Here is a 12,820-nt window from a genome sequence, read left to right on the forward strand (position 1 = left end):
TTCCCCGGGCCGTCCCCCGCTCGGGGGCCCCCCGGGGGGTTTGGCGGCACCCCAAACCCACCGGCCCGGGGCGGCCCGGCCCGCCGGGCCCCCCACGGCGGAGACGCGAGAGGGCGGGCTAACCGACCGGCAGCGTCGTAACAGGATCGGCGGGAAGCTCCGCCGGCGGGTCGACCGGAAGGGTCGACACGTCGGGCAGTTCCAGCTCGGGCAGCTCGGGGACCGGCACCTCGACGCCGAGCACCGCGTCGAGCACCTCGCTGATCAGCGAGGTCACGGTCGTGGTGAGTTGCGGGACGAGGCTGAGCGGATCGCCGGTGAGGGAGTCGAGCAGGTCGGCGACGGTCTGCTGGACGGTCTCGAGGACGTCGTCCGTCAGATCCGCCGGGGCGGCCGGCGCGGATCCGGGGGCTGCGGGGGTGACGGGGGACACCGCGGCGGTCTCCGCGCGGAAGGCCGGGGCGGATTCGGCGAAGGCGGGTCCCGCCGCGCCGAGGGTGAGAGCGGCGCATATCGCGATGACGGAGGCGCGGCTGGATACCAGGGGACGCATGTGTGTTCCTTTTCCTATGCGTCGGACAACTTCCCTTCCAACCTGACCTGCATCGACTCCGCTCCGCAACCGCTCGGCCACGTTCCGCGCCCGAACGTGTTCCGGGGCGGCGAAAAGGCCGGTGCGCCGCGCCCCCTCGAAGGGAGCCGCGGCGCACCGGCCCGGGCGGCTGCACGGGCGCCGGGCCCGTGCGTTCGCGCTGGGGTCAGTAGTTGAGGCAGGTGTTGCCGAACGTCGGGTTCAGGGCGCCGATCACGGAGATGGTGTTGCCGCACAGGTTGATCGGGATGTGCAGCGGAACCTGGATCAGGTTGCCGGAGATGACGCCCGGGGAGTGCACCGCGGCACCCTGCGCGCCGGAGTTCGCGGAGGCGGCGCCGGCGGTGCCCGCGACGGAGGCGGCGGCGACGGCGGACAGGGCAACGGCCTTGGCGATACGGGACATGGAGTAGTGCTCCTCGATTGTGCTGACGGTGCGGACGGTTTCGCCCGGCTCCATCAACAACGCAGTCCTATTTCATCGGTTGCTCTCCCGAACGGGTGACGTTCAGCAGATCTTTGGGCCGATAGAGGGGCACGTTCTGCATTCGGCCGGGGAAAGGCGCAACCGGTTCAACGAGCAAACTGCCGAAAGGATACGGAAGTTAGCGTTTAAGGGCATCTAATGCTTACTATCGCCCGGCGTTGGGGTAATACCTGCCATCCTCCGGACCCTTCTCGACGGTTCCGGACCCTTACTCGCCAAAGCGGAGAACCAATATGAGTGGTGCAGCGGTTCTTCCCCCGACCGTCCTTCACCTGGCCCAGCCCGGTGACGGCGGCGTCGCCCGCGTCGTGGCGGACCTGGTCGCCGACCAGGCGGCCCGCGGGCTGCGGGTCGCCGTCGCCTGCCCGCCCGGCACCCCGCTGGCCGCCGCCGTACGGGACCGCGGCGCGGAACTCCACCCCTGGCGGGCCGGACGCCCGCTCGGCACCCAACTCGTCCGCGAGACGCGCGACTTGGCCCGGATCGTACACGCCGTGGCGCCCGGGCTCGTGCACGCGCACAGCGCCAAGGCCGGGATGTGCGGGCGGCTCGCCGTCCGCGGCCGGATCCCCACCGTGTACCAGCCGCACGCCTGGTCGTTCGAGGCGGTCGAGGGCATGACCGCCGCGCTCGCCCGGTGTTGGGAGCGGTACGGCGCCCGCTGGGCGCACCGCGTCGTCTGCGTCAGCGAGGCCGAGCGCCGTACCGGTGAGCAGGCCGGCGTACGGGCCGCCTGGGCCGTGGTCCGCAACGGCGTCGACATCGCGCGGTTCGCCGCGCCGGACGCGGACGACAGCCTCGCGCCGGACACGGACGACGCCCTCGCACCGGACCTCGGCGGCCGGGCGCCGACCGTCGTCTGCGTCGGCCGGCTCTGCCACCAGAAGGGGCAGGACGTGCTGCTGCGCGCCTGGCCCGCGATCCTCGACCGGACGCCCGGCGCCCGGCTCGTCCTCGTCGGCGACGGCCCCGACGAGCAGCGGCTGCGCGCCGCCGCGCCCGACTCCGTACGGTTCACCGGCGCGGTCGCCGACACCGCCCCCTGGTACCGGGCGGCCGACCTCGTCGTCCTGCCGTCCCGCTGGGAGGGCATGGCGCTGGCGCCGCTCGAGGCCATGGCGGCGGGCCGGCCGGTCGTCGTCACCGACGTGGACGGGGCACGCGAGAGCCTGCCGCCCGGCCACGCGACCCACTGCCTGGTCCCGCCCGAGGACCCGGCCGCGCTCGCCGCCGCCGTCGGCCGCCTGCTCGGCGGTCCGGAACCCCGGCGCACCCTGGGCCGCCAGGCCCGCGAGCACGTCCTCAGCACGTTCGATGTGCGGCGCACCGGTGCGGCCGTCGCGGAGCTCTACCGCGAACTGGCCCCCGTGCGGGGCACCCGGCACGAAGAGCGGATCTTCCAGTGAACACGGAAAGCACCAGCGTCCCTCCTCCGCCCGGCCCCCTGTCCACCGCGGGCCGCCCCTCCGTCGCGCCGCCGCGCGGCTCCTCGGACCGGCTCGCGCTGCCGCCGCGGCGGCGCGCCGCACCCGCCCGGGGCGCCGCCGCGCCGCTGATCGCCGTGGACTGCCTGGCCGTCCTCGGCGCGGTGGCCCTGCTGCCTGCCGTCCACCTCGGGCCGCTGCTGCTCGTGCCGCTCGTCGCCGGCGTGCTGCTGCTCGACGCGCGCGCCGGGCAGCACCGGCCGGGCGGCACGCTGGGCTCCGTCCTCGACGAACTGCCCGCGCTCGCCGGCCGGGCTGCCGTCGCCTGGTGCGCCACGGCCGCCGCCGTCGCCGCGGCCGACCCGGCGCGGGCGTTCGGGCCGGCCGCGCTGGCCGCCGCGTACGCCGTGCACCTGGCGGTCGCCGCGGTCGGCCGGGTCGTGGTGCACGCGCGGATCCGCCGGCTCGCCGCGGCCCGGCCGCGGTCCGCGCTGGTCGTCGGCCCGAGCGGCGAGGCGCAGCGGTTCGCGGCCTCGCTCGGCGGCCGTCCCGCGTACGGCATCCGGCCGGTCGGGGTGGTCGGGCTGCGGCAGGACGGCGTGCCGCCGGACGCGGGCCTGCCCGCGCTGCCGGTGCTCGGCACCGCCGAGGAGATCCACCGGGCGGTCATCCAGAACAGCGTCCGCGAGGCGGTGTTCCTCGCCGACGACCCGGCGCTGGTCACGCTGTTCCAGCACTATGGCTGCGCCACCTGGCGGGTCGACGACGCGGGGACCCTGGACACGCCGATGGGCGCGCATCTGTGGGGGCACGCCTGCCGCCGGATGACGCCGCTCGGCGAGCGGCGCGGGAGGATCGCGAAGCGGCTCCTCGACCTGGCGGTGACGGCGCCGGCGCTGCTGGCCGCCGCGCCGGTGCTGCTGGCCTGCGCGCTGGCGGTGCGGCTGTCGGACGGGCCCGGGGTGCTGTTCCGCCAGGAGCGGGTCGGGCAGCACAACCAGCCGTTCACACTGCTGAAGTTCCGTACGCTGCGGCCCGCCGACGAGACCGAGGCGGCGACCAAGTGGAGCGTCGCGAACGACTCACGGATGAGCGCGGTGGGCAACTTCCTGCGCCGTAGCTCGTTGGACGAGCTGCCGCAGCTGTGGAACGTGCTGCGCGGCGACATGAGCCTCGTCGGGCCGCGGCCCGAACGGCCGTACTTCGTCGCGCAGTTCAGCCGGATCCACGCGGGCTACGCGGCACGGCACCGGATGCCGGTCGGGCTGACCGGCCTCGCCCAGGTGCACGGGCTGCGCGGCGACACCTCGATCGAGGACCGCTGCCGGTTCGACAACCACTACATCGACCACTGGTCGCTCTGGCAGGACGTCTGCATTCTGCTGCGGACCGCCGCCGGCCTGGTCCGTCCGACGGGGAGCTGACGATGACGGGGGCGGGACGGCGGCTGCATCTGGCGCCGGTGATCGTGGTCGTCGCCCTGCTGACCGTGCCGGGCGGGGGCGGGGCCGAGGGCGGCACCGGCGGCACGGGGACGCTCGCGGACGCGGCGTCCGGGCTGCTGGTGCTGTACTGCCTGGCCCTGGTGGTCCGCAGCGGGGCACGCCCGCTGACCCGGACCGCGGCGGTCGTCCTCGGCCTTCCGGTGCTGGGCGTCTGCGCGGCCGCGATCACCTCCCACGACCCGGCCGCGAGCCTGCCCGGAGTGGCGCGGTACGTGCAGATCTTCGTCCTCGTCCCGGCGGCGGTGCTGCTGCTGGTGCGGGACCGGGGCGACTTCGCGGTGCTGGCGTGGGCGCTGGTCGCGCTGGCGCTGTTCCAGGGCGGGGTCGGGGTCGTGCAGTACCTGACCGGCACCGGCGCCTCGTACATGGGCGCGGACGTGCGCGCGGTGGGCACCTTCGGGCCGACGGACGTGATGGGCATGGCGACGGTGGTGGCCTTCGGGCTGGTCGTGGCCGTGGGCCTGGTGCTCGGCGGGCCGGCCGGCCGGGCCCGTACGGCCGCCCTGGTGTGCGCGGCGCTGCTGGTCGTCCCGCTGGTGCTGTCGTTCAGCCGGGGCGCGTGGATCGCGACGGTCCTCGCCTGCGCGGCGCAGCTGGTGCTGTCGGGGGTGCGGCGGGCGGTGCGGACCGGGCTCGCGGTGGCGGCGCTGGCGGTGGTGCTGGTGGGCGGGCTCGGGGTCGGCTCTGCGATGGTGAAGGAACGGGTCGAGAGCATCACGCAGGTGACGGCCGCGCCGGACTCATCGGTCACCGACCGGTACACCATGTGGGCGGCGGCGGCCGGGATGTGGCGCACCGACCCGCTGACCGGCGTCGGACTGAAGGGCTTCCCGCAGTACCGCGACAGCCACGCGTCGCTGGCGCTGTCGTCCGGCAGCGACACGGCGGGCGCGGGCCGCGGCTTCCTGCGCCAGCCGCTGCTGTCCCCGCACAACATGTACCTGCTGGTGCTCAGCGAGCAGGGCCTGCTCGGCGCCCTCGCCCTGACCGGCAGCTGGCTGGCCCTGCTGGCGGCGGCCGCCGGGCGGCTGGGCCGGGGCGCGGAGTGCGCCCTGATCGCGTTCGGCCTCCTGGCCTGGCAGCTGATCGACTTCGCCTACGCCGACATCGGCGGCCCGTCCACGGTCCTGACCGCGGTGGTCCTGGGCCTGGCGGCCTGGGCGGCCCTGTCGCCGTACGCGCCGGGGGTGCGGGAGGTCCGGTATGCCTGAGCCGGTCCGGGTCGACGCGCTGGTGGCGGCGGCCACCGCCGACACGCCGCCGCGGGCGGTCGTGCGGCAGGCACGGGGGCGGCACCGGTCGGAGCGCCCGGGGGCGTCCGGGTTCCTCGCGCGGGCCGCGTTCGTCACCGCCGGACTGACCGCCGCCGGCTCGCTGTTCGGGCTGGTCCGGGACCAGATCCTGGCGGACTCCTTCGGCGCCGGCGCGGACAGCGACGCGTTCCTCGTCGCCTGGACGGTGCCCGAGTTCGCGTCCACGCTGCTGATCGAGGACGCCATGGCGCTGATCCTGGTGCCCGCGTTCAGCCGGGCGCTGCTGCGCCGCCACGGGGCGCCCGCGCTCGTCCGGGCCACCCTGCCCCGGCTGGTGCTGACCGTCGCCGCGGTGGCGCTGCTGCTGGTGGTGCTCGCGCCGCGGCTCGTCGCCGTCCTCGCGCCCGGCCTGCCCGATCCGCAACTGGCCGTCGACTGCACCCGGTTGACCGCGACCTGTGTGCTGAGCTTCGCGCTCACCGGGTACTGCAGCGCCGCGCTGCGCGCGCACGGCCGGTTCCTGCCGCCGGCCGCGATCTACGTCGCGTACAACATCGGGATCGTCTCGACCGTGCTGGTGCTGCGCGAGCCGCTGGGCGTGCGGTCCGCGGCGGTCGGCGTCGCCGTCGGCGGCACCCTGATGGTGCTGGTCCAGGCCCCGTCCCTGGTACGGGCCCTGAGGAGGCCTCAGGCGCCGGCCGCACCCGACGACGTGCCCGCGGACACCGCCGCGCCGCTCGTCGTGCTCGCACTCGTCGCACCGGTCGTCGTGTTCGCCGTCGCCCGCCAGTCGCAGGTGCTGATCGAGCGATTCCTCGCCGCCCCGCTGCCGTCCGGGGCGATCTCGCACCTCAACTACGCGCAGAAGATCGCCCAGATGCCGATGATCCTGTCGCTGATGCTGTGCACGGTGACCTTCCCGGTCGTCGCCCGCGCCATCGCGGCCGGCGAACGGGACACGGCCCGCCGCCGCGTCGAACGGGACCTGCTGCTCGCCGTGCTCGTCGTGCTCGTCGGCGCGTCCGTCGTGATCGCCGCCGCCCCGCAGATCGTCGACGTGCTCTTCCAGCGCGGCGCGTTCGACCGCGCCGACACCGAGGCCACCGCCGCCGTCATGCGGGTGTACGCGCTCGGGCTGCTCGGCCAGACCCTCGTCGGCGTCCTCGTCCGCTGCTACTTCTCCGCCGCCCGCCCGCTGTGGTTCCCGGCCGCGACGATGCTCGCCGGGCTCGCCGCGACCGCGCTCGCCGGGGCCGTCGGCGTACGCCTCTGGGGGGTGCTGGGCATCGCCGCCGCCAACGCGCTCGGGATCACCCTGACCGCCGTCCTGCTGCTCACCGGCTCGGGCCGGCAGAGCGTGCCGCTCGGGGCCGGGCGGGTCGCCGCCGGAGTGGCGCGGCTCGCCGCGACGGCCGCCGCCGCGACCGCGGCCGCCTGGCTGTGCGCGGCCGCCGTCGCCGCCGCCGCGCCACAGGGCCTCGCCCCCGCCGCCGGGACGGCCGCCGCCTGCGCGGTGGTCGCCCTCGTCTTCCTGCCGTCCGCCGCGCGCGCCGTCCGGGCGCCCGGGGCCCCGCCCCTGTTCCTCCCACCCCTGTTCCGTCCCGCCTCACGGAGGCTCGCCCATGCCCGCTGTCTCGGCCCCCGACCGCGCCCGCGCGGCACTGCGCCGGCTGCTGCCGACGCCGCCCCCGTGGGTGGCGATGTACCACTCGATCGCGGACACCCCCGATGACCCGTACCAGGTGACCGTCTCCCCCGTGCGCTTCGCCCGCCAGCTGCACTGGCTCGGCGACCGCGGGCTGCGCGGCGTGTCGGTGCGCGAGCTGCTCGCCGCGACCGCCGCCGGGCGGGCCCGCGGCCTGGTCGGGCTGACCTTCGACGACGGCTACGCGGACTTCCTCGACTCGGCGCTGCCGCTGCTGCGCCGGCACGGCTTCACCGCGACCGTGTTCGTGCTGGCCGGCCGGCTCGGCGGGGAGAACGCCTGGGACGCGGACGGCCCGCGCAGGCCGCTCCTCGACGAGGACCAGGTCGCCCGGATCGCCGCCGCCGGCATGGAGATCGGCTCCCACGGCATGCTGCACAGCTCCCTGCTCACCGCCGACGACGACACCCTCGCCGAGGACACCCGGCGCAGCCGCGAGATCCTCACCGAGCTCACCGGCACACCGGCGGACGGCTACTGCTACCCGTACGGGCATGTCGACGCACGCGCGATCCGGGCCGTGCGGGCGGCCGGGTACCGGTACGCCTGCGGCATCGACCCGGGCGCGTTGACCAGCACGTACGCGCTGCCGCGGGTCCACATCGGGGAGCAGGACACCTCCTGGCGGCTGGCGGCGAAGCGCGCCGTGCACCCGCTGCGGCGCCGCCGGCCCGCCGAGGCCCCGGAGCCGTTCCGCCCGGCCGGGGCGGCCCTGTCATGAAGGTCCTGCATGTCATCACCGGCCTCGACATCGGCGGCGCCGAGCAGCAACTACGGCTCATGCTGCGGCACTTGCCGGTGCGCAGCGAAGTCGTCACGCTCACCGCGCCCGGCCCGGTGGCCCGCGGCATCGAGGCCGACGGCACCCCGGTCACCCATCTCGGCATGGCCGGCAACCGCGATCTGAAGGCGCTGCCCCGGCTCGTCCGGGTGGTCCGGCAGGGCCGGTACGACGTCGTGCACACCCATCTGTACCGGGCGTGCGTGTACGGGCGGATCGCCGCCCGCGCGGCCGGGGTGCGCCACGTCGTGGCGACCGAGCACTCGCTGGGCGACCGGCAGATCGAGGGCCGCCCGCTCAGCGCGGGCACGCGGGGCCTGTACCTGGCCACGGAGCGGCTCGGCTCGGCCACGGTCGCCGTGTCGGACAGCGTGGCGCGCCGGCTGGAGGCGTGGGGGGTGCGGCCGGCCCGCATCCGGGTCGTGCCCAACGGGATCGAGCGCAGCCGCTTCGGCTACGACGAGGCCGCGCGGCGGGCGGCCCGGGCCCGACTGGGGCTGCCGGAGGACGCGTTCGTGGTCGGCGGGGTGGGCCGGCTCGCCCCCGGCAAGCGCTTCGACCGCCTGGTCCGCGCGGTCGCCTCGCTGCCGGACGCTTGGCTGCTCCTGGTCGGCGACGGGGAGCAGCGCGCCCGCCTGGAGGCGGTGGCCCGCGCCTGCGGGGCCGCGGACCGGGTGCTGCTGCCCGGTGCCTGCGAGGACCCGCCGCGCGAACCCGCGGCCGGACTCCCGTCGCTGCCCGCGCTGTTGTCGGCGATGGACGTGTTCGTCTCCGCCTCCCCCGACGAGGCGTTCGGGCTCGCGGTCGTCGAGGCGCTGGCCGCCGGGCTGCCCGTCCTGTACGTCGCCTGCCCGGCCGTCGACGACCTGCCGCCGGACGCCGCGCCGGGCGCCCGCCGCATCGGCGAGACCGTGCCCGAGCTGGTCTCCGCGCTGATCGGGATCCGCGAGGCACGGCTCGGCCGGCTGCCTCAGCCCGCCGCCGCCCACCGGTACGACATCGCCCGCAGCGCCGGGCAGTTGCTGTCCCTGTACGAGTCTCTCCCCTCCCTCCCCGCGAAGCGAGTGGCCCCATGAGCAAACACGACGCTCCGATGACCGAACGCCCTTCCTTGCCCGCGCTGTTGCGGGCCCGGGCGCGCCTGTGGGCGCTGCCGGCGGCCGTGTTGCTCGGCACGGCCGCGGGCGCGGCGTACGGACTGGTCACCACGCCCGAGTACGCGGCGACCAGCTACGTCGTGGTGGTCCCCGGCGAGAAGTCCGACCCGGCGGCCGCGCTCGGCTTCGCCCAGGCGTACGGGCGGGTCGCCACCGACCTCGCGGTCACCGGCGACGCGCAGGTGTGGGCCGGGGTCTCGGTCGCGACGCTGCGCAGGAGCGTGCAGGCGGCCACCTCGCCGGACGCGCCGATGATCTCCGTGACGGCCCGCTCGCCGAAGCCCGCCACCGCCGTGGCCATGGCGGACGGCGTCGCACGGGCGCTGGTGACCAGCGGGACGCACGCCGCCGCCGGGACGGGGGTGAAGGTCGTCCAGTTCGCCCGCGCGACCGAGCCGACCAGCCCCGTCTCACCGTCCACGCCGCTGTCCGCGCTGGTCGGCGGCAGCGCGGGCGGGCTGCTCGGCGGGCTCGCGCTGCTCGTCCGGCCGCGGCGCGGGACGCAGACCGGCGCGGAGGAGCGCGCGCGGACCGCCGCCGTACCGGCGCCGGCCGCCGCGCCGCAGCCGGAACCGGAGAGGGCGAGGGAGACGGTATGACGACCGCCTCGCTGACCTCCGAAGTCTGCCGGGACGGCGAGGAGTTCGGGCGGCTGGCCGAGGAGTGGACCGACCTGTGCGCGCGGTGCCGCACCGCCACCCCGTTCCAGAGCCACGCCTGGCTGCACTCCTGGTGGACCTCGTACGGCGTCCCCGGCGCGCTGCGCGTGTTCCTGATCCGCGACCCGGCCGACGGCCGCCTGGTCGGCGCGGCCCCGCTGATGCTGCGCCGCGGCCCGCTGCCCGCGCTCACCCCGCTCGGCGGCGCGATCACCGACTACTGCGACGTCCTGCTCGACGACTCCCGGCCCGAGACCGCCGGCGCGCTCGCCGCGGCCCTGGCCGACGCGGCCCGCACCGCCCTGATCGACCTGCGCGAGGTACGGCCCGGGGCGGCGGCCGAACAGGTCTACGCGTCCTGGCGCGGACCGCGCCGCCGGCTCGACGACTCCCTGTGCCTGGAACTCCCCGCCGTACCCATGGACGCGCTCATCGCCCGGATGCCCAGCTCCGGAGCCCAGCGCACCCGCGCCAAACTGCGGAAGCTGGACGCGCTCGGCATCGAGGAGCGGATCGTGGCGGGAGACGAGGTGCCGACCGCGCTGGAACGGCTCCTCACACTGCACCGGCGGCAGTGGGAGGGCCGCGGGGTGACCCCGGAACACACCACCGAACGGTTCGCCCGGCATCTGACGCGGGCGGTCGCGACCATGGTGACGAGCGGGCAGGCGCGGGTCACCGAGTTCCTCCTCGGCGGCGAGGTGGTGGCCGCCGACCTGACCCTGCTGTCACCGAACCTCGCCGGCGGCTACCTGTACGGGGCCGATCCGGGGCTGCGGAAGCGGAAGGTCGATGTGTCGACGTTGCTGCTGCGGTACGGGGCGCGCGAGGCGGACGCCGAGGGACGGACCACGCTGAGCCTGCTGCGGGGCTCGGAGACATACAAGAACCACTGGCGGCCCGAGATCGTCGGCAACCGGCGGCTGCTGCTCGCCCGGCGGCGTACCGGGCTGCTCCTGCTGCTCCGCGCGACGGCGGCCGGCGCGCGGGGATGGGCCGCCGGGCAGGTGCGGCAGCGGGAGTGGGCGAGGCGGCTGGTGGAAGCGGCACGGCGGCGGAGGGTGGCCTCCGCCGCCGCGGGGTGACGCGCCGGGTACGGGTCAGAAGGGCCAGAGGTCCTTCAGGTCGTCCTTCCACCCGTCGGTCGGCACGCAGACGGACCCGCCGACCCACTCCTCCACCCACGACCCGAGGTTGACGCCCGCACAGGAGTCATCGGAGGGCGCGGGGACGGGCGCGGGCTTGGGTTCCGGCTTCGGCTCGGGCTTGGGCTTGGGCTCAGGCTTGGGTTCCGGCTTCGGCTCGGGCTTGGGCTCAGGCTTGGGCTCAGGCTTCGGCTCGGGCTTGGGCTCAGGCTTGGGTTCCGGCTTCGGCTCGGGCTTGGGCTCAGGCTTCGGTTCCGGCTTCGGTTCCGGCTTCGGTTCCGGCTTCGGCTCAGGCTTCGGCTCAGGCTTCGGCTCAGGCTTCGGCTGAGGCAAGGGGATCGAGGCCGTCGGGTCCACCTGGCCCCAGGGGTCGGTCGGGTCGATCGGCTCCCAGGGCTCCCACACGCCGTCCGGCGGGAAGTCCGGCTCGCCGGGCTCGGTGGGCTGAGTGGGCTCGGTCGGCTTCGTGGGCTCGCTCGGCTCCGTCGGATCCGTCGGGTCCACCGGCGGCACATCGGGCTCGGTCGGCTCCGTGGGCTCCGTGGGCTCCGTCGGCTCCAGGTCCGACAGCATCGTGCGGAAGACCTCCGCCGACTTCGGGTTCGCCTCGCACTGCCACACGCCGTGCGGGCAGTAGTCGGTGATCGTGTGGTACACCGGCTTGTGCTGCTGCATCCATTCGAGCATGCGGCGCATGTACGTGGGGTTGTCCCCGTTCCGGAAGAGCCCCCACTCCGGGTACGAGATCGGCTTGCCGTGCTCCTTGGCGAAGTCGACGTGCTTCTGCAGCCCGAACGGCTCGCTGATGTGCTGGTCGAAGTCCATGCCGGGCGGCTGGTCGTACGAGTCCATGCCGATGATGTCGACGACGTCGTCGCCCGGGTAGCACTCGGTCCACGGCACCGCGTCCCGGCCCCGGCTGGGCGTGAAGTCGAAGCGGAACCTCTGCCCGGGGACCGCCCGCATCGCGGTGACGATGCGGTTCCAGTACGCCTTCCAGGCCTCCGGGTCCGGCCCGCAGCGGTGCGTGTAGGTGATCCCGTTCATCTCCCAGCCGAGGACGAGGACGGTGTCGGGCACCCCGAGCCCGACCAGCCGCTCCGCCAAGGCCGTGAAGTGCTGGTCGAACGCCCCGTCCGCGCCGCGCCGCAGCTGGCGGCGGACCTCCGCGTCGGAGACGCCGGCCTCGTTGCGCTCCAGCATGGGGACGTTGAGCACGAACAGCCGGTCGGCCTTCTGCGTGCGCCACTGCGCCCAGGACTCCAGGAACCCCGGCCGGCCCTCGATGTTGGACCAGACGTCGCCGGGCAGGTAGGTGTGACCGACCCTCAGTTCCGTGCCGCCGCCCAGCCATTTCTCCAGTTCGGCGATGCGGGCGACGCCGCGCGGGCCGTAGTCGAGGTACGCGCCGAGGGCGGTGGTCAGCGGCGCGGCGGGCGCGGCCGGCCCGGGATCCTGCGGCCCCGCGGCCGGCCGGGGGTCCTGCGGCCGGGGGGACTCGGCGGCGTGACTCGGCGAGGAGAGCACGACGGAACCCGTGGCGAGGAGACCTGCGGTGAACACCCCCAGCCATCGACTCGTCGTCCGTCGGTTCCCAAGGGTCATGGCCGCGCTCCTTCGCACATCGCGTTCGGTATGACCCCAGGTGTTCTCAGAAAATATGCTTAATAAGCCGGACGGAAAGGCAGTCACCTGATCAGTCGTCAGAGTTCCTGGCTCGGACGGTGGAAAACGGAACGGAAAACCGAAAGGCCGGTCCCGGCCGGGCGGGAAGCCCGGACCGGAACCGGCCCCTTTCGCTCGCGTCAGGCGTTGACGCAGACGTTCCCGACAGTCGGGTTCACCAGGCCGATCACGTTCACGGAGTTGCCGCATGCGTTGATCTGCGCGTGGATCGGCACCTGGACGACGTTGCCGGACAGCACGCCCGGACTGCCCACCGCCGCGCCGATGGCACCGGCGTCGGCGATCGCGGGCGACGCCGCACCCAGGGCCATGACGAGTCCGGCGACGACGGTCGCAGCCTTCTTAACCAGCATTTCGCCTGATTCCTTTCTGCGGCGGAGGAGACTCGCGACTCTCGCGAAACCCGGGCCCGAAAGGACCTGGGCC

The 12,820-nt window shown here is 75.1% G+C and carries 12 protein-coding genes; 8 read left to right on the top strand and 4 right to left on the bottom strand.

All coding sequences use genetic code 11. The features are described from left to right. Positions 1-118: 118 nt before the first annotated feature. Positions 119-553, bottom strand: a complete 435-nt coding sequence (locus ACGFMM_RS11700) for a hypothetical protein (protein WP_393645541.1) — start codon at positions 551-553, stop codon at positions 119-121. 205 nt (positions 554-758) lie between these two features. After that, positions 759-998: a chaplin gene (locus ACGFMM_RS11705; protein WP_393646275.1), complete on the bottom strand. Its 240-nt coding sequence runs from the start codon at positions 996-998 to the stop codon at positions 759-761. Positions 999-1,312: 314 nt separating this feature from the next. Here ACGFMM_RS11705 and ACGFMM_RS11710 point away from each other — a divergent pair, with 314 nt between their 5' ends. From ACGFMM_RS11710 to ACGFMM_RS11745, 8 genes are read left to right on the top strand one after another with little or no spacing between them, the layout of a single operon-like run. Then, positions 1,313-2,485, top strand: coding sequence for a glycosyltransferase (locus ACGFMM_RS11710; RefSeq protein WP_393645543.1), 1,173 nt, complete (start codon positions 1,313-1,315; stop codon positions 2,483-2,485). Then, a complete protein-coding gene (locus tag ACGFMM_RS11715; RefSeq protein WP_393645544.1) occupies positions 2,482-3,927 on the top strand; it encodes an exopolysaccharide biosynthesis polyprenyl glycosylphosphotransferase in 1,446 nt (481 codons plus the stop codon). The genes ACGFMM_RS11710 and ACGFMM_RS11715 overlap by 4 nt, the downstream gene beginning before the upstream one ends. 2 nt (positions 3,928-3,929) lie before the next feature. Beyond that, positions 3,930-5,219, top strand: coding sequence for an O-antigen ligase family protein (locus ACGFMM_RS11720; protein WP_393645546.1), 1,290 nt, complete (start codon positions 3,930-3,932; stop codon positions 5,217-5,219). Beyond that, the gene (locus ACGFMM_RS11725; RefSeq protein WP_393645548.1) at positions 5,212-6,993 is read left to right on the top strand and encodes a lipid II flippase MurJ; all 1,782 of its coding nucleotides are present in this window, start codon (positions 5,212-5,214) and stop codon (positions 6,991-6,993) included. Before ACGFMM_RS11720 ends, ACGFMM_RS11725 begins: the two co-directional genes overlap by 8 nt. Further along, positions 6,884-7,687 (top strand): polysaccharide deacetylase family protein, encoded by an 804-nt coding sequence (locus tag ACGFMM_RS11730; protein ID WP_393645550.1) that lies wholly within the window; start codon positions 6,884-6,886, stop codon positions 7,685-7,687. The genes ACGFMM_RS11725 and ACGFMM_RS11730 overlap by 110 nt, the downstream gene beginning before the upstream one ends. After that, on the top strand, positions 7,684-8,823 hold the full coding sequence (locus ACGFMM_RS11735) for a glycosyltransferase (RefSeq protein WP_393645552.1): 1,140 nt from the start codon (positions 7,684-7,686) through the stop codon (positions 8,821-8,823). The genes ACGFMM_RS11730 and ACGFMM_RS11735 overlap by 4 nt, the downstream gene beginning before the upstream one ends. Before the next feature lie 17 nt (positions 8,824-8,840). Then, positions 8,841-9,503, top strand: a complete 663-nt coding sequence (locus tag ACGFMM_RS11740) for a lipopolysaccharide biosynthesis protein (protein WP_393645553.1) — start codon at positions 8,841-8,843, stop codon at positions 9,501-9,503. Continuing rightward, positions 9,500-10,648 (top strand): GNAT family N-acetyltransferase, encoded by a 1,149-nt coding sequence (locus ACGFMM_RS11745; protein ID WP_393645555.1) that lies wholly within the window; start codon positions 9,500-9,502, stop codon positions 10,646-10,648. Before ACGFMM_RS11740 ends, ACGFMM_RS11745 begins: the two co-directional genes overlap by 4 nt. A 15-nt stretch (positions 10,649-10,663) precedes the next feature. On the opposite strand, the gene ACGFMM_RS11750 is transcribed toward ACGFMM_RS11745, so the two are convergent. Together ACGFMM_RS11750 and ACGFMM_RS11755 are read right to left on the bottom strand one after the other, a co-directional pair. After that, positions 10,664-12,313, bottom strand: coding sequence for a glycoside hydrolase family 26 protein (locus ACGFMM_RS11750; RefSeq protein ID WP_393645557.1), 1,650 nt, complete (start codon positions 12,311-12,313; stop codon positions 10,664-10,666). 200 nt (positions 12,314-12,513) lie between these two features. Beyond that, positions 12,514-12,747, bottom strand: coding sequence for a chaplin (locus tag ACGFMM_RS11755; RefSeq protein ID WP_393645558.1), 234 nt, complete (start codon positions 12,745-12,747; stop codon positions 12,514-12,516). Between the last annotated feature and the right edge of the window lie 73 nt (positions 12,748-12,820).

Source organism: Streptomyces sp. NPDC048604, from assembly GCF_043199435.1.
Lineage (GTDB): Bacteria > Actinomycetota > Actinomycetes > Streptomycetales > Streptomycetaceae > Streptomyces.